At 70.6% G+C, this 15906-nt stretch carries 13 protein-coding genes and 1 tRNA gene; 7 read left to right on the forward strand and 7 right to left on the reverse strand.

Annotated features, from left to right (window positions below):
* Positions 1 to 29: 29 nt before the first annotated feature.
* Positions 30 to 1226, reverse strand: coding sequence for a DUF5819 family protein (locus tag SCAB_RS21585; protein ID WP_037726090.1), 1197 nt, complete (start codon positions 1224 to 1226; stop codon positions 30 to 32).
* A gap of 270 nt (positions 1227 to 1496) precedes the next feature.
* On the opposite strand from SCAB_RS21585, the gene SCAB_RS21590 reads away from it, so the two are divergent.
* Positions 1497 to 2738 carry an acyl-CoA dehydrogenase family protein gene (locus tag SCAB_RS21590; RefSeq protein WP_013002208.1) on the forward strand — a complete coding sequence of 414 codons (1242 nt, stop codon included), beginning with the start codon at positions 1497 to 1499 and terminating at the stop codon, positions 2736 to 2738.
* 107 nt (positions 2739 to 2845) lie between these two features.
* On the opposite strand, the gene SCAB_RS21595 is transcribed toward SCAB_RS21590, so the two are convergent.
* The 4 genes from SCAB_RS21595 to SCAB_RS21610 all read right to left on the reverse strand — a co-directional run bounded on the left by SCAB_RS21595 (position 2846) and on the right by SCAB_RS21610 (position 6271).
* Positions 2846 to 3175: a rhodanese-like domain-containing protein gene (locus tag SCAB_RS21595; RefSeq protein ID WP_013002209.1), complete on the reverse strand. Its 330-nt coding sequence runs from the start codon at positions 3173 to 3175 to the stop codon at positions 2846 to 2848.
* Between the two features lie 48 nt (positions 3176 to 3223).
* Complete coding sequence (locus SCAB_RS21600) at positions 3224 to 4147, reverse strand: J domain-containing protein (RefSeq protein WP_013002210.1); 924 nt, start codon at positions 4145 to 4147, stop codon at positions 3224 to 3226.
* A gap of 135 nt (positions 4148 to 4282) precedes the next feature.
* Entirely contained in the window at positions 4283 to 5737 is a 1455-nt protein-coding gene (locus SCAB_RS21605; RefSeq protein ID WP_037726083.1) for a DUF2252 domain-containing protein, read from the reverse strand.
* A 159-nt stretch (positions 5738 to 5896) separates the two neighbouring features.
* A complete protein-coding gene (locus SCAB_RS21610; RefSeq protein ID WP_013002212.1) occupies positions 5897 to 6271 on the reverse strand; it encodes a winged helix-turn-helix transcriptional regulator in 375 nt (124 codons plus the stop codon).
* 103 nt (positions 6272 to 6374) lie between these two features.
* Between SCAB_RS21610 and SCAB_RS21615 the strand changes: the two genes are divergently transcribed.
* Positions 6375 to 7028, forward strand: a complete 654-nt coding sequence (locus SCAB_RS21615; RefSeq protein ID WP_013002213.1) for an FMN-dependent NADH-azoreductase — start codon at positions 6375 to 6377, stop codon at positions 7026 to 7028.
* A gap of 62 nt (positions 7029 to 7090) precedes the next feature.
* On the opposite strand, the gene SCAB_RS21620 is transcribed toward SCAB_RS21615, so the two are convergent.
* Together SCAB_RS21620 and SCAB_RS21625 are read right to left on the reverse strand one after the other, a co-directional pair.
* A complete protein-coding gene (locus SCAB_RS21620) occupies positions 7091 to 9901 on the reverse strand; it encodes a beta-L-arabinofuranosidase domain-containing protein (protein ID WP_013002214.1) in 2811 nt (936 codons plus the stop codon).
* A gap of 448 nt (positions 9902 to 10349) precedes the next feature.
* Positions 10350 to 10433, reverse strand: a tRNA-Leu gene (locus tag SCAB_RS21625).
* 487 nt (positions 10434 to 10920) lie between these two features.
* On the opposite strand from SCAB_RS21625, the gene SCAB_RS21630 reads away from it, so the two are divergent.
* From SCAB_RS21630 to SCAB_RS47385, 5 genes are all read left to right on the forward strand, one after another.
* Complete coding sequence (locus SCAB_RS21630) at positions 10921 to 11763, forward strand: FhaA domain-containing protein (RefSeq protein ID WP_013002215.1); 843 nt, start codon at positions 10921 to 10923, stop codon at positions 11761 to 11763.
* Positions 11764 to 11773: 10 nt separating this feature from the next.
* Positions 11774 to 12298, forward strand: a complete 525-nt coding sequence (locus SCAB_RS21635; RefSeq protein ID WP_013002216.1) for an FHA domain-containing protein FhaB/FipA — start codon at positions 11774 to 11776, stop codon at positions 12296 to 12298.
* Between the two features lie 128 nt (positions 12299 to 12426).
* A complete protein-coding gene (locus SCAB_RS21640) occupies positions 12427 to 13962 on the forward strand; it encodes a Stp1/IreP family PP2C-type Ser/Thr phosphatase (protein ID WP_013002217.1) in 1536 nt (511 codons plus the stop codon).
* A gap of 27 nt (positions 13963 to 13989) precedes the next feature.
* Entirely contained in the window at positions 13990 to 15447 is a 1458-nt protein-coding gene (locus SCAB_RS21645; protein WP_013002218.1) for an FtsW/RodA/SpoVE family cell cycle protein, read from the forward strand.
* A 116-nt stretch (positions 15448 to 15563) separates the two neighbouring features.
* A complete protein-coding gene (locus tag SCAB_RS47385; RefSeq protein WP_158512253.1) occupies positions 15564 to 15704 on the forward strand; it encodes a hypothetical protein in 141 nt (46 codons plus the stop codon).
* Positions 15705 to 15906 lie beyond the last annotated feature (202 nt).

Below are 15906 nucleotides of genomic sequence, written 5' to 3' on the forward strand. Positions count from 1 at the left end.
CGGGCCGGTGGTCGGACGCACGGAGCCGCTCATTCGGCGCTCGCCTCCGTCCGGCCGGTGGCGGCCCGGCCGGCACCCCCCGCGTCGGCGGCGGCGTCCGCCCGGTCGTCGTCGGTCACCTGCCACCAGGGCAGCTCGCGGACGACTGGCTTGTCGGACACCTTTTCCTCGCTCCATTCGGGCGCCGGCACGTTGGTCGTACGGGACCGGAGCTGGATCCGCTCGATCACGGCGCCGGGCTCGCCGGCCCCCTCGCGGTCGAGGCGCATCACCACGATCCGGCGCACATAGCGCTGGGAGAGATCGCCGCGCGAGGTGGTCGCGCGGTTCTCGGCGTCGTGCGTGGAGACGTAGAAGTCCCAGGCCCGGCGCAGTTCGTTCTGCTGGGTGTGGCTCGGCACCGGGTTCCCGTCGATCGCGGCGCCGTCCAGCGCGGACAGGTCGAACCAGCCGGTCTGACGTCTCTCACCATCGGCGGTACGGACCTCCGCGCGCGCCTGCACGGCGATGTTCTGCTGCAGCGGGTTCGGCGCGAACAGCTTCCAGTTCTGCTCGAACTCCGGATACACCCATTCGTCCACCGCCCGACCGTGCTGCTTCGTCAACGTGTTCGAGGGCGCGATATGGAGGAACACCAGCCCGAGATGGACGCAGGTCACCACCCCCACGACCGCGAGCACCAGCGCCACGGCTATCTGGTACGGCAGGGTCAGCGCGGCGATACCGGCCGCGGGCCGCGCCGGCCCGCCCGTCCGCTCGGGGCGCGGCCAGGGCGAGGAAACCCCCGACGCGTCCGGCGAGGAGCCCGCCGCCGAACCGAGCGCCGGGTCCTCGGCCAGGGGGGTCACCGGGTCGGCCGTCGCGTCCGCCGACGCGGCCGAACCCGGAGAAGAGGCCCGCCCGGGGTTCGCGGCCACGGGCCCGGCAAGCTCCGCGCTCCTGGGCGCGGCGGGGTCCGAGGCCAACGGCGGCGCGGGGTCCGCGGCCATAGGCGGGGCGGGGTCCGCGGCCAACGGCGGCGCGGGGTCCGCCGTCGGGGCAGGGTCCGCCGTCGGCTCAGGGTCCGGGGTCAGCGGCGGGGCAGGCTCCCCGGCGCTGGACGGCGCCGGGTCCGGGGCCTGCCGCGCATCCCGCGGGACACGCGGTCCCTTTTCGCTCGCGGAGTCGGAGCCCTCGGGCTCGTCCGGCCCCCGCCGGGCGTTCGAGACCTCGTCGTTCGCGTCCATTGCGCCCCGCTCCCCGATTCCCACGACCCGGTCCACTTCCCCACCGGAACTTACTCAGCCACGCCCGTCCGGCACACCCCGATGGTCACAACAGTCACATCGTCACACCGCTCGCACGGCACCCCGAGGTTATCCACAGCGGGGGACACCTTACGGCGCGGTGCGTGCCGTGCCCGAGGCCCGGCCATCCCCCGGCCCCACGCCATTCCCCTCTTCTAGAACCTGTTCTATCTTGACGCCCTGTCATCGGCGGCACGGAAGGGCGGAACCGTGGACTTCACCTTCACCGAGGAGCAGCAGGCGGCGGCCGAGGCGGCGAGGGCGGTGTTCTCCGGGGTCGCACCGGACGCCGTACCGAGTCCGTCGCTCGTTCCGGGAGCCGTGGCCGACGACTTCGACCGGGCCCTGTGGGCGAAGCTCGCCGACGCGGACCTCCTCAGCCTGTTGCTCGACCCCGCGTACGGCGGGTCGGGCCTCGATCCCGTCGCGCTCTGCCTGGTGCTGCGCGAATCGGCGAAGGTGCTGGCCAGGGGGCCGCTGCTGGAGAGCAGTGCCGCCGCCGTGGCCGTGCAGGCACACGGGAGCCAGGAGCTGAAGGCGGATCTGCTCGCCCGCGTCGGCCGCGGGGAGGTCGTCCTCACCGTCGCCGCGCACGGCCTGACCGGTCACGACCCCGCCGAACTCGCCGTGACCGCACGGCGGGACCCCGATGGCTCCTGGATCCTGGACGGCGTGCAGACGGCGGTGCCCTGGGCACAGCAGGCGGACTTCGTCGTCGTCCCCGCGACGCCCTCGCCGGAGTCGGTCATCGGCCTCTCCACCGACGAGACCTCGGACGGGATCTGCGACGAGACCTCCGACGGGACTGCCCATGAGACCGGCCGGGGTCCTGCCGCCGCGGACGGCCGGGCCGTACTCGCCCTCGTTCCCCGCGCCCACGCGGGGGTGACGCTCGCCGAGCAGATCTCCACGCACGGCGAACGGCTGGCGGAACTGCGCCTGGAGTCCGTCCGGATCCCCGCGCGGGACGTCATCGACGCGGAGGGGGCGTGGGAACGGCTGCGGGAGCTGCTGACCACCGGGACGTGCGCGCTGGCACTCGGCCTGGGCGAGGCCGTCCTCGGCATGACCAGCGAATACGCCGGAAAACGCGAGCAGTTCGGCTTCCCGATCGCCACGTTCCAGGCCGTCGCCGTACAGGCCGCCGACCGCTTCATCGACCTGCGCGCGATGGAGGCGACGCTGTGGCAGGCCGCCTGGCGGATCACCTCCGGAGCGGCAGGCGCGCTGCCCGCCGCCGGAGACGTCTCGGTGGCCAAGATCTGGGCCGCGGAGGGCGTGCGACGGGTCGTGCAGACCGCACAGCATCTGCACGGGGGCTTCGGCGCGGACGTCGACTACCCCCTGCACCGCTATCACGCCTGGGCCAAGCACCTGGAACTCTCGCTCGGTCCCGCGGCGGCCCACGAAGAGGCGCTGGGGGACCTTCTGGCGGCGCACCCGCTGGGCTGAGTACCCGCGCACGCCACGCCCCGGGGCGCGCACGCTCCTCCGCGCGCCCCACCCGCACCCGGCGCCGCCGCCTTCCCCGGCTCCGGCACCTGTAGGGAACGGGTTCCCTACAGAACGAACCCCGCCCCGCCCTTGCCGTCCACCACCGGACGGCCCGCGGCCGCCCAGAGCTGCATGCCGCCGTCCACGTTCACGGCATCGATGCCCTGCTGGACGAGATACATGGTGACCTGCGCCGAACGACCGCCCGAGCGGCAGATCACATGGACCCTGCCATCCTGCGGAGCCGCCTCGGTCACCTCGCCGTAGCGCGCCACGAACTCACTGATGGGGACGTGCAGTGCCCCTTCGGCATGACCCGCCTGCCATTCGTCGTCCTCCCGCACGTCCAGCAGGAAGTCGTCGTCCTTGAGGTCTCCGACCTCGACCGTGGGCACACCAGCTCCGAGATGCATGCGTACGACGCTACCCGACCGGGCCCCGGGCTACTCGTCCCGGGCGAGCAGCCCCGCCAGCTCGCTCTCCCGCTGTTCGACCTCCGCCAGCAACTGGTCGGCGATCTCGTCGAGCAGCCGGTCGGGGTCCTGCGGCGCGAGGCGGAGCATCGACCCGATGGCACCCTCCTCCAGCTCCCGGGCGACGAAGGAGAGCATCTCCTTGCGCTGGGCGAGCCATTCGAGCCGGGCGTACAGCTCCTCGGCCCGGCTCGGCCTGCGCTCCTCCGGCACGGGCCCGGTCGCCCACTCCTCGGACAGCTCCCGCAGCAGCACCTCGTCACCGCGCCCGTACGCCGCGTTCACACGGGCGATGAACTCGTCCCGCCGCGCCCGCTCCTTGTCGTCCTGGGCCAGATCCGGGTGGGCCTTGCGGACCAGCTCCCGGTAGAGCCGGCGAGCCTCGTCGCTCGGGCGCACCCGCTCCGGGGACCGTACGGGCTGATCGGTGAGCATGGCCGCGGCCTCGGGGAAGATGCCCTCCGAGTCCATCCAGCCGTGGAACAGCTCCTCCACACCCGGCATGGGCATGACCCGGGCCCGAGCCTCCTGGGCCTTGCGCAGGTCCTCGGGGTCGCCGGTGCGCGCGGCCTTCGCCTCCGCGATCCGGGCGTCCAGCTCGTCGAGCCGCGCGTACACGGGGCCGAGCTTCTGGTGGTGCAGCCGGGAGAAGTTCTCGACCTCGACCCGGAAGGTCTCGACGGCGATCTCGTACTCGATCAGCGCCTGCTCGGCCGCCCGCACGGCCCGCTCCAACCGCTCCTCGGGCCGCCCCGAGCCACCACTCCCGCCGGACGCCGTGCCCTCGGTTCCCTCGGTCGGTACCGCGCCTTCGACGGGCTCGGTGGCCTCATCGGGCCGCCCGGGCTCGGTGGGGCGCTCGGACGGTGTCTGCTCGGCTTCCGGGGTCGTCACCCGACCCAGCCTAGGCCACGGTTCCGACCCCTGGCGAAAGCCGCCGGAGACCGGCGGCGGAGGGACGACCTCGCGTCGTCCAGCCGCCCGCTCGGCGTGGCCCGGGATGCCCGGAGGCCCCTCGCCGGCCTCCCCTCAGACCCCCATCTCGGCCGCGACCCGTCCCGCCCGCACCGCCGTCACCAGGTCCGCGTGGTCCGCCTCCGTTCTGTCCGCGTAGGTCACGGCGAACGTGGCCACGGCCTCGTCGAGTTCGTCGTTCTTGCCGCAGTAGCCGGAGACGAGGCGGGGGTCGGCGCTGTGGGAGTGGGCGCGGGCGAGAAGGGCGCCGGTCATACGGCCGTAGTCGTCGACCTGGTCGGCGGCCAGCGCGGCGGGGTCGACACTGCCCTTGCGGTTGCGGAACTGGCGTACCTGGAAGGGCAGTCCGTCGACCGTCGTCCAGCCCAGCAGCATGTCGCTGACGACCTGCATGCGCTTCTGGCCGCAGACCACCCGACGGCCCTCGTGGTCCACCTCCGGCACCTCGAAACCGGCCGTGGCCAGGTGCGGCTCCAGCGCCGAGGGGCGGGCCTCCTTCACCTGGAGGACGAGCGGCTCCCCCCGGTGGTCCAGGAGCAGCACGACGTAGGAGCGGGTGCCCACACTGCCGGTGCCGACCACCCGGAACGCCACGTCCTGGACCGCGTACCGGGCCAGCAGCGGATGGCGGTCCTCCGACAGCGTGGTCAGGTACTGCTCCAAGGACGTGGCCACGGCGACCGCCTCCTCGTCCTGCACGCGGCGCAGCACCGGCGGGGCGTCCACGAAGTGGCGGCCGCCGCCCTCCACCGCCCGGGTCGCCTTGGCCGCGAAACGTCCGCTGGTGTTGGCGCGCGCCTTCTCCGAGACCCGCTCCAGCGTGCCCAGCAGGTCGTGCGCGTCGGCGTGCGAGACCAGTTCCTCGTCGGCGATGGCGTTCCACGCGTCGAGCGCCGGGAGCTTGGCGAGCAGCCTCATCGTGCGCCGGTAGGCACCCGTCGCGTCGTACGCCGCCTTGCGGCAGATGTCCTCGTCGGCGCCCGCCTCACGGCCGGCGAGCACCAGGGAGGCGGCGAGGCGTTTGAGGTCCCACTCCCAGGGACCGTGCACGGTCTCGTCGAAGTCGTTGAGGTCCATGACCAGACCGCCGCGGGCGTCCCCGTACAGACCGAAGTTGGCCGCATGGGCGTCGCCGCAGAGCTGGGCGCCGATGCCGGTCATGGGCGTACGGGCGAGGTCGTACGCCATGAGGCCGGCGGAGCCGCGCAGGAACGCGAAGGGGGTGGCCGCCATCCTGCCGACCCTTATCGGGGTGAGGCCGGCGATCCGGCCGCGGTTGGACTCCTCCACCGCGGACACCGCGTCCGGCCGGTCGGTGGTGAGCGTCAGGTCGGCGTGCGCGCTGCGGGGCACCCGCGTGCGCAGCGCCTTGCCCTCGTCCTTGGGCGACCCCACCGAGGGCCACCGAGCGAACCCCGCGACTCCCGGCACCCGTGCGGCGGCCGACGGCGACGCCGCCCCCGCGTCGGCCACCGGCACTGCCCCTGCCGTCGTCCCGGCCTCGGTCATCACGACCGCCTCCCCCGTACACGTCCAGACGCGAACATCAACTCGTGCTGACGTTACAGCCGGTGGCCGAAACGCGTCAGAGCCTGTGGAAAACTCTGCGTCCCACCCGCCCGCACCAGCGGAAAGCCGAGCGCCCCACCCGCTGCCGGGCGGTCCGGCCTAGGGCTGTTCCGCCCCCGCACAGGGCCAACTCGGGGACAGATGGCTCTTGGACCAGTTCCTGAGTTCCCGCAGCGCCGGATCCAGTGCCGCCCCGGCCTCGGTCAGCCGGTACGTGACGCGCAGGGGCGGGCCGTCGTCGACCTCGCGCACCACCAGCCCGGCCGCGCCGAGTTCGGTGAGCCGGTCGGAGAGCATCCGCTCGCTGATGCCGGGAATCGCCCTGCGCAGGTCGGCGAAGTGCGCGGGATGCGGCATCAGGACGGCCACGATCAAACCCGTCCAGCGTTTTCCGAGCAGGGCGAACACACGGGTGATGCCTTCGTCGACCTGCTGGCACGGCCCGGCGCCATGGATGCCCTGCTGCTCCGCCATGAGAACAAGAGTACTGGTCCGGAGTTCGGGGATGAAAAAAAGTAAGTGACTGTGTTATTCATAGTTGAGTACGAAAACGAAGCCACTTCTTCGGGAGCTCCCCATGGCCACGCTGCTGCACCTGGATTCGTCCGTGTTTCCCGTCGGCGCCTCGTCATCGCGTGCGGTGACGGAGGCCTTCCGCACGGCATGGCAGGACCAGCATCCGGACGGCACGGTCGTCTATCGCGACCTGCACGCCGATCCCGTTCCGCACATCGGCGCCGACGCGCACACCGCCGGTTTCGCCGACCCGGCCACGCACACCCCCGAGCAGGCCGCCGCCTTCGCCGAGCGGGAGAAGCTCATCGTGGAGCTGGAGCAGGCGGACGCGGTCCTGATCGGCGCGCCCATGTACAACTTCTCGATCCCGTCGACCCTCAAGGCGTGGCTGGACAACGTCGTCCTCATCGGCCGCACCGCCATGACCGAGGACTCGAAGATCAAGGGCACCCCGGTCACGGTCGTCGCCAGCCGGGGCGGTTCCTACGCTCCGGGCACCCCTCGCGAACCTCTGGAGTACGTGCAGAACTACCTGACGGCGGTCCTGTCCGAAGCCCTCGGGCTGGAGGTCGACTTCATCGTCCCGGAGCTCACGATGGCCCCGCACAACCCCGCGATGAGCGAGCTGATCCCCCTCTCGGAGGCGTCCCGCGCGAAGGCCTTCGACGACGCGGTCGTCAAGGCCAAGAACCTGGCCGCGCGGCTCGCCGCGTAGCCCGCGCGCGCCGGCACGCGCGGGGCGGCCTCTCCCGTCCCCGGGAGCGGCCGCCCGTGCCGTCAGGCCGCGTAGGTCGCGTTCCTTGCGGTGGTCACCACCCGCTGCCCGTCGGCCTGGCTCAGCAGCCCGGCCGACACCCAGGAGGTGACGGTCGACTGCACCCGCGCCACCAGCGCGCTCTTGTCGGCGAACGGTGCCCCGGCCCAGATCTCGTCGAGCAGGGTCGTGCCGTCGCGCTTCGCCGGATTGGCGACGCCCGAGTCCGTGCCGCCGAGGACCACTTTCGGTTCCGCCCGCCTGACGTAGGCGTGGGTCGGGTCCTCGCTCCCTTCGTGGAAGGGGGCGAACTCGGTGCCGTCCAGCGTGTAGTGCAGCGGCTTTCCGCTCACCGCGGTGAGGGAGGGCAGCAGGTCGCCGGAGAGCCCGGCGTTGCGGTAGAGCCCGACCGGCAGATAGCTCGTGGCTCTGTTCCTGCCGACCAGGTTGACCGGTCCGTAGAACAGCGTCTGGAGCGACTGGTCGTCGAGGGCCTTCTCCGTCCGCAGGCGGAACGGGATCGACACCCGTACGACGTCCCCGTCGTCCCAGGTGCGGGAGGGGATCGTGAAGTAGCTCCCCGGGTCCGGAGTGCCGTCCACCACGCCGCCGTTGACGGTCACCCGGAAGCCCGCCGTCGCCCAGGACGGCACCCGCAGCCGCATCGCGAAGGCCGCGCCGCCGCCTCCGACGGTGATCGTGGTGCCCTGCTCACGGGGGTAGTCGGTGCTCTGGGCGATGGTCACCCCCTTCGCGGACCAGTCCAGCGTCGCGGCGCTGTACAGGTTGACGTACAGCGCGCTGCCGTCGGCCCGGGCGAAGTACACCGAGTCCTGGTACTTGGTCGCGCTCTCCATGCCCGTGCCCTCGCAGCAGGTGGTGCCCTGCTTGGGGGTGTAGTCGCGCACGTGCCCGGGCTCCAGCCCGATGAAGTACGTGACCAGGGGCTTCTCGGCGTCGGCCTTGTCCTGCTTGGACCCGAGGACCTGGTTGAGCAGCGCCCGCTCGTAGTAGTCCATGTACTTGGGGTCCTGCTCGTGGAAGAACAGGCTCCGGCTCAGCTTGAGCAGGTTGTAGGCGCAGCAGGTCTCGGCGTTGGTGTCGCTGATCGTCCCGGCGACGGCCCCGCGCGCCTTCCAGAACTCCGCCGTGCTGGTGCCGCCGATCCCGTACATCCGCTGAGGGATCACCATGCCCCAGAAGTTCTTCGCGGCGCTCAGGTAGCGCGCCTCGCCCGTCACGTCGTACAGCCGGACGAGACCGGTGAAGATCGGGATGTGCTGGTTGGCGTGCAGACCGTCGAGCGTGTCCGTGTTCGCGGCGCAGGCGTCGATGAGCTTGTCCAGGTCGAACAGCCTGGCCAGGGCGAGATGGTCCGCCTTGCCGGTGATCGCGTAAAGGTCGACGATCGCCTCGACCAGGCCCCCGTACTCCCCGCTGGAGAAGATGCCCCACATGCGCTGCAGAGTGGCGTCCGGCAGTTTCGACAGCCTGGAGTACATCCAGTCGCACAGGCCCGACGCCAGGTCGAGCGCCCGCTCGTCGTCGACGTGGAGATAGGCGTCCAGCAGACCCCGCAGGATCTTGTGCGCGGTGTAGTACGGCGCCCACACGCGCGTGTAGTCGCCGCTGGTCATCGACTCCAGCTCGATGAACTGCGTCTCCGGGTACGCCGCCAGGAACCCGTCGTGGCTGGGCGCGCCCCAGGTGCGGCGCAGGGTGGCGGTCAGGCCACGCCCGGAACCGTCCGCGAAGGTGCCGCCGCCGGTCTCGGAGAAGTCGTACGAGGCCAGGTCGCCCCGGCCCGCCGACGAGTCCGGGGCCCGGCTGCCCTGGAGCGAGGTGATCTCGGCGGCCGTCAGCACCCGGGACCAGACGTTGAACTCGTCGAACGCCCCCGCGAAGACGGGATCGGTCCGGAAGTTGGACCGGCCGAGCCAGTTGTTCGTCAGGGCGCCGAGGGCCGCCGGGGTGAGGGACATCGACGTGTTCCGCGCGACGGCCGTGCCGTTGACGTAGAGCGTGCCGGTGCCGCCGCCGATCGTCACCGCGAGGTGGCTCCACCTGTCGAGCGGCAGGGCGGCGGTGCCGTTGAGCCCCTGCTCCCCGCCCGGCCCGTTGGTGGTGACGGCGAAGCGGGGTACACCGCTCGCGTTGCGCGCCGCCAGATACAGATAGCGGGTGGTGTTGTCGCCGAAGTCGAAGATCCGCGCCCAGTCGGCGTGGTGCGTGGGTTTCACCCAGGCCGACAGAGTGATCGCGGAGGCACCGCCGAGCACGCTGTTCGGCAGGTCGACGTACTGGTGGGAGCCCCGGACGTTCTCGTGCGCGGTGCCGAACCTGCCGGTCACGGCGAGCATGCGCGGACCGGTGCGCAGCGCCTCGCGCACCTCGGCCAGGGCTCCGATCATGTAGCGGATCCTGTCGGAGTAGACCGTGTCCCGGGTGCCGGCGTGGGCCTGGGCGAGCATCGTCAGGAAGTGCCCGGTGTAGTGGCCGCGGAGGTTGCCGTTGGCCTCGCCGTCCAGTCCCTCCCAGCCGCCGGGCGCGACCGCGCCCTTGGTGGACAGGCCCGCGTTCGCCCGGAACACCTGCAACAGACGGTCGACGTCATAGCCACGGCCGTGGTCGAGCATCAGCCGGCGCTTCTCGGCGAACAGGCCCTGGCCGAGCGTCACGTCCTTCAGTTCGAACGGCCGCACCGACCAGGCGGAAGGTGTCGGGACCGTGGCGGCGACCGCACGGCCGCTCCCCGCCGCGAGGGAGACCGCCGGTGCGGCCGCGGTGAGCAAGGCGGACTGAAGGAGGAAACGGCGGGAGAGCGGCGGTGCCATGTGCGCCTCGTCTCTGACAGGTGCGGGGGGCAGGAGAAGGCAAAGTCCGTTCGAAAATACGAACGTTGTGCGAATTGCCGACCAGAAGATAGGTGGGTGACAGACGGGCGTCAACGGTGGTGACGGGTTTCGCGACCTCCGCCCGGAGGTCGCCGCCGCCGATGCGACCCTCCGGCCCTGTTGGACCGTTTCACGTGAAACATCGCCCACATCCCTATGTGCGGCGATTCACATGAGGCTGACCGGAATGCGTCCCGCACCGCGCGCAGGAGACCCGGCACGCCCCCACGACGTTCCGCGCCCCCAAAAGACGAAAGCCCTTACCCGGGCCCCTGAGAGACTCCTCACACTTCAGGGCCACGGCTCGCCGTATTCCACACGGTCGAGCAGATCGCGAGCACACAAAAAGAAGCGGTCCCATCGTGACTACGATGAGACCGCTTCGCTGTGCGCGAGGGGGGAGTTGAACCCCCACGCCCTTGCGGGCACTGGAACCTGAATCCAGCGCGTCTGCCTATTCCGCCACCCGCGCATTGGGTGTGTCCTCAGGCCCCGTTCCTTGCGGTGTCGGCGCCTTCCGACATGCAGAAGATTAGCACGGTGGAGAGGGTGGCTTCACATCACTTGTTCCCCGCCGGCCCGGCCGCACGGCGACGCGACGGCAGCGACCAGCACGGACCGAACACACGGGCCCTCGGGCCACGTATCAACGAGTGCTGGTTCACGTATCAACCTCGTACCGGTCCCGGCCATCTCCACAGGAGAGGGACGGGGCGCACAGTCCGGTGCGGGACACTGGTCACGCACCGCCTCTACGATCCTTGGCAGAGTTCGGACGAGGTAGTTCGAAGACGAGCTCCGGCGGGAATCCGGCAGAGGGACCTCAGTGGGCACCGACACCGGATGACACCGGTCGACCGGGCCGACCGGGGGAACCAGCCGATTTCCTGGCGCGTGGATACGATCAGTAAGCAGTACCGACTCGGTACGCAGAGCGGTGACGACGGAGGAGGTGCCCCATGGGAGTCCTGAAGAAGTTCGAGCAACGTCTCGAAGGTCTGGTCAACGGCACCTTCGCCAAGGTGTTCAAGTCCGAGGTCCAGCCCGTGGAGATCGCGGGAGCGCTCCAGCGGGAGTGCGACAACAACGCGACCATCTGGAACCGCGACCGCACGGTCGTCCCCAACGACTTCATCGTGGAGCTGAGCACACCCGACTTCGAGCGGCTCAGCCCCTACTCCGGCCAGCTCGGCGACGAGCTCGCCGGCATGGTGCGCGACTACGCGAAGCAGCAGCGCTACACCTTCATGGGACCCATCAAGGTCCATCTGGAGAAGGCCGACGATCTCGACACCGGTCTGTACCGGGTGCGCAGCCGTACGCTCGCCGGATCCACGGACCAGCAGGCGCCCTCGGGCGCCCCGGCCAGCCCGGCCGCCGGCCGCCCCGGCGGCTACGGCTACCCGCCCACCGCGGCTCCCGCGGGTGCCCCGCCCATGCCGGCGGCACCACCACCGGGCGGCGGCCGCCCCGGCGTTTCGCTCGGCCAGCGACCGCCCGGCGGTCCGGCGGCCGGCGGACGCACGCGCTACTGGATCGAGATCAACGGCACCCGCCATCAGATCTCCCGCCCGACGCTGGTGCTGGGACGCAGCACCGAAGCCGACGTGCGGATCGACGACCCCGGCGTCTCCCGCCGGCACTGCGAGATCCGGACCGGAACGCCCTCGACGATCCAGGATCTCGGATCCACCAACGGCATCGTGGTGGACGGGCAGCACACCACCCGCGCTACGCTCCGCGACGGCTCGCGGATCGTCGTGGGCAGCAGCACCATCATTTACCGGCAAGCCGAAGGGTGAAGCGGGGGCAATGTCAGAGCTGACCCTCACGGTCATGCGGCTGGGTTTCCTGGCCGTACTGTGGCTGTTCGTGATCGTGGCCGTGCAGGTCATCCGCAGCGACCTGTTCGGTACGCGCGTCACCCAGCGGGGGTCGCGCCGGGAGCGGCCGCAGGCGGCCGCCCGCCAGGCCGCGCCCCCGCAGCAGCGCGGCCAGCAGCCCGCGGCCGCCACCGGCGGCGGCGGTCGCCGCGGGCGCAACGCCCCGACCAAACTCGTCGTCAGCGAGGGCACGCTGACGGGCACCACCGTGGCGCTTCAGGGCCAGACCATCACCCTGGGCCGCGCGCACGACTCCACGATCGTGCTGGACGACGACTACGCCTCCAGCCGGCACGCCCGGATCTACCCGGACCGCGACGGCCAGTGGATCGTCGAGGACCTGGGATCCACCAACGGCACGTATCTCGACCGGAACCGACTGACGACCCCCACGCCGATTCCGCTCGGCGCGCCGATCCGCATCGGCAAGACCGTCATCGAGCTGCGGAAGTAGTGCTACATCATGAATAGGCGCGAGCGGAGCGAGCACGCAGCGGAGTCCCCCACCAGGGGCCCCGGCGCGCTCCCGACCGGAGGGTGGGCACCGTGCGGATGTACCCGGAGCCGACGGGCGAGGTGCGCATGAGTCTGTCACTGCGCTTCGCCGCCGGATCGCACAAAGGCATGATCCGCGAGGGCAACGAGGACTCGGGCTACGCCGGTCCCCGGCTGCTCGCGATCGCCGACGGCATGGGTGGCCAGGCGGCCGGTGAGGTCGCCTCCTCCGAGGTGATCTCCACCCTCGTCACGCTCGACGACGACGTCCCGGGCTCCGACATCCTCACCTCGCTCGGCACCGCCGTGCAGCGCGCCAACGACCAGCTGCGTGCCATGGTCGAGGAGGACCCCCAGCTGGAGGGCATGGGCACCACGCTCACCGCCCTGCTGTGGACCGGTCAGCGACTCGGCCTCGTGCATGTCGGCGACTCCCGCGCCTACCTCCTCAGGGACGGCGTCCTCACCCAGATCACCCAGGACCACACCTGGGTGCAGCGTCTGGTCGACGAGGGCCGCATCACCGAGGAGGAGGCCACCACCCACCCGCAGCGCTCCCTGCTGATGCGCGCCCTGGGCAGCGGCGACCACGTCGAGCCCGACCTCTCCATCCGTGAGGTCCGCGCCGGGGACCGGTACCTGATCTGCTCCGACGGACTGTCCGGCGTCGTGTCCCACCAGACGATGGAGGACACCCTCGCCAGCTACCAGGGCCCGCAGGAGACCGTGCAGGAGCTGATCCAGCTCGCGCTGCGCGGCGGCGGCCCGGACAACATCACGGTCATCATCGCCGACGTCCTCGACCTCGACACCGGGGACACCCTCGCCGGGCAGCTCTCCGACACCCCGGTCGTGGTCGGCGCGGTCGCCGAGAACCAGCTCCACCTGCAGGACAACGGCATCATGCAGACCCCGGCCGGCCGCGCCTCCGGCCTCGGCCGCCAGGGCCACGGCCAGGGCGGCGGCGCGTTCGGCCCGCCCGGCTCCGGCGACGCCACCGGGTACATGCCGGCCGCGGGCAGCTTCGACGACTACTCGGACGACGACTTCGTCAAGCCCCGCAAGAAGCGCAGGTGGCTGAAGAGATCCTTCTTCGGCGTCCTCGCCCTCGCCGTCGTCGGCGGGGGGATGTACGGCGGTTACCGCTGGACCCAGACGCAGTACTACGTCGGCGCCAACGACGACCACGTGGCGCTGTACCGGGGCATCAGCCAGGACCTGGCCTGGATCTCGCTCTCGAAGGTGCAGAAGGACCACCCCGAGATCGAACTCAAGTACCTCCCGCCCTACCAGCAGAAGCTGGTCGAGGCCACGATCGCCGAGGGCGGTCTGGGAGACGCCGAGAAGAAGATCACGGAGCTGTCCACCCAGGCGTCGGCGTGCAAGAAGAACGCCGAGCGCCGCGAGGCGGCGGACAACAACGCCAAGACCGGCGAGGGCGAGGCCGGCGGGGTCACGGGAACCACGAAGACCTCTCTCACGTCCAAGGCCACACCGACCCCGACCCCGACGCCGACAGGCTCGGCGTCCCCGACCCCGTCCCAGACCGCACCCACACCGTCGACCGGCCCCAGCCTCTCGGAGGAGGAGCAGGAACTGGTCTCACGGTGCGGTGAGCAGTAGGCAAGCCGCGAGGGGCCCAGTCACACGATGAGCAGTACTACCAACCCGTCGACGCAGCACACGTCCACGATCGGCGCGATCGGCACCCCTAGCCGACGCAACACCGAGCTGGCCCTGCTGGCGTTCGCGGTCGTCATCCCGGTGTTCGCCTACGCCAACGTGGGTCTCGCCATCAATGGGCAGGTGCCCACCGGTCTGCTGGGCTACGGCCTAGGCCTCGGCCTTCTGGCCGGTGCCGGCCACCTTGTCGTACGGAAGTTCGCGGCCTACGCCGACCCGCTGCTGCTGCCTCTGGCGACGCTGCTGAACGGGTTGGGGTTGGTGGTCATCTGGCGGCTGGACCAGTCCGAGCGGCTACAGCAACTCGCAAAGGCCCAGTTCGGCGTCTTCAGCGCATCGGCACCGAACCAGCTGATGTACTCGGGCATCGGCCTCGCCCTGTTCTCTGCGGTGCTCGTCTTCCTCAAGGACCATCGCATCCTGCAGCGCTACACCTACATCTCGATGGTGGGCGCACTGGTCCTGCTCATCCTGCCGATTGTCCCCGGCCTTGGTGCCGACGTGTTCGGCGCAAAGATCTGGATCAGCGTTGCCGGATTCTCCATCCAGCCGGGCGAGTTCGCGAAGATCCTCCTCGCGATCTTCTTCTCCGGCTACCTCATGGTGAAGCGGGACGCGCTTGCGCTGGCCAGCCGCCGTTTCATGGGCCTTTACCTGCCGCGTGGCCGCGACCTCGGTCCCATCATCACCATCTGGGCCATCAGCCTGCTCATTCTCGTCTTCGAGAACGACCTGGGTACGTCGCTCCTGTTCTTCGGCATGTTCGTGATCATGCTGTACGTCGCCACCGAGCGAACCAGTTGGATCGTGATCGGTCTGCTGATGTCCGTGGGCGGTGCCGTGGGCGTGGCTTCGTTCGCCAGCCATGTACAGGCCCGCGTCGATGCCTGGCTCGACCCGTTCGGCTGCTACGAGACCTCGGGGGCCTGCGAGCAGATCGGTCAGTCGATCATGTCCTTCGGCTCCGGCGGTGTCATGGGCACCGGCCTGGGCCAGGGCAACTCCGACCTGATCGGCTTCGCAGCCAACTCGGACTTCATCTTTTCCACATTCGGCGAGGAACTCGGGCTGGCCGGCGTCATGGCCATCCTGCTGATGTACGCGCTGATCATCGAGCGGGGCATCCGTACCGCCCTCGCCGCCCGCGATCCCTTCGGCAAACTCTTCGCGGTCGGGCTCTCCGGCGCCTTCGCCCTGCAGATCTTCGTGGTAGCGGGCGGTGTGATGGGGCTCATCCCGCTGACGGGCATGACCATGCCGTTCCTCGCGGCGGGTGGTTCCTCCGTGATCGCCAACTGGGCCCTGATCGGCATCCTGCTGCGGATCAGCGACACAGCCCGGCGCCCGGCTCCGACGCCCGCTCCGAACCCCGACGCCGAAATGACCCAGGTAGTTCGCCCCGGCAGCGCCGGTCCTGTCGCATGATGCCGATCACTTCCATCAACATCACTACTCTTCAGGTCACCCACCGCAGTTGCGGACGGTGAGGACGTGCTGGTGTTCGCCCTGCCGCTGGACGCGGGGGTCCGTATCGCGAAACCTTGAGCCTGCGGCACGCCGACATCACGATCGCCGAGAAGCGGGCGAGCGTGGTGCCGCGGCAGAACGATAACCGAGGCCGCGCGAAGGCCAACTGCACGCCGTTGACGCTCGCCGCCGTGCGGTGGTGCCCGCGGCCGTAGAGGTAGCCCCACCAGTCCACCACCGACCTCGCCCAGGCCGAAGCCCGCCACCACCCGCAAGGTCATCCACGGCCTCATCCCTGCCGGCCACGCAGCGGCCCCTGCGGAGACCGGTGCATCGTGACCACATTCAATGAGCACCATGGTGTTCCGCATCTGCGACCACATGAGCACCTCGGCCTGCCCACCGACGAGCCCTAGA

This window comes from Streptomyces scabiei 87.22 (assembly GCF_000091305.1).
GTDB lineage: Bacteria > Actinomycetota > Actinomycetes > Streptomycetales > Streptomycetaceae > Streptomyces > Streptomyces scabiei.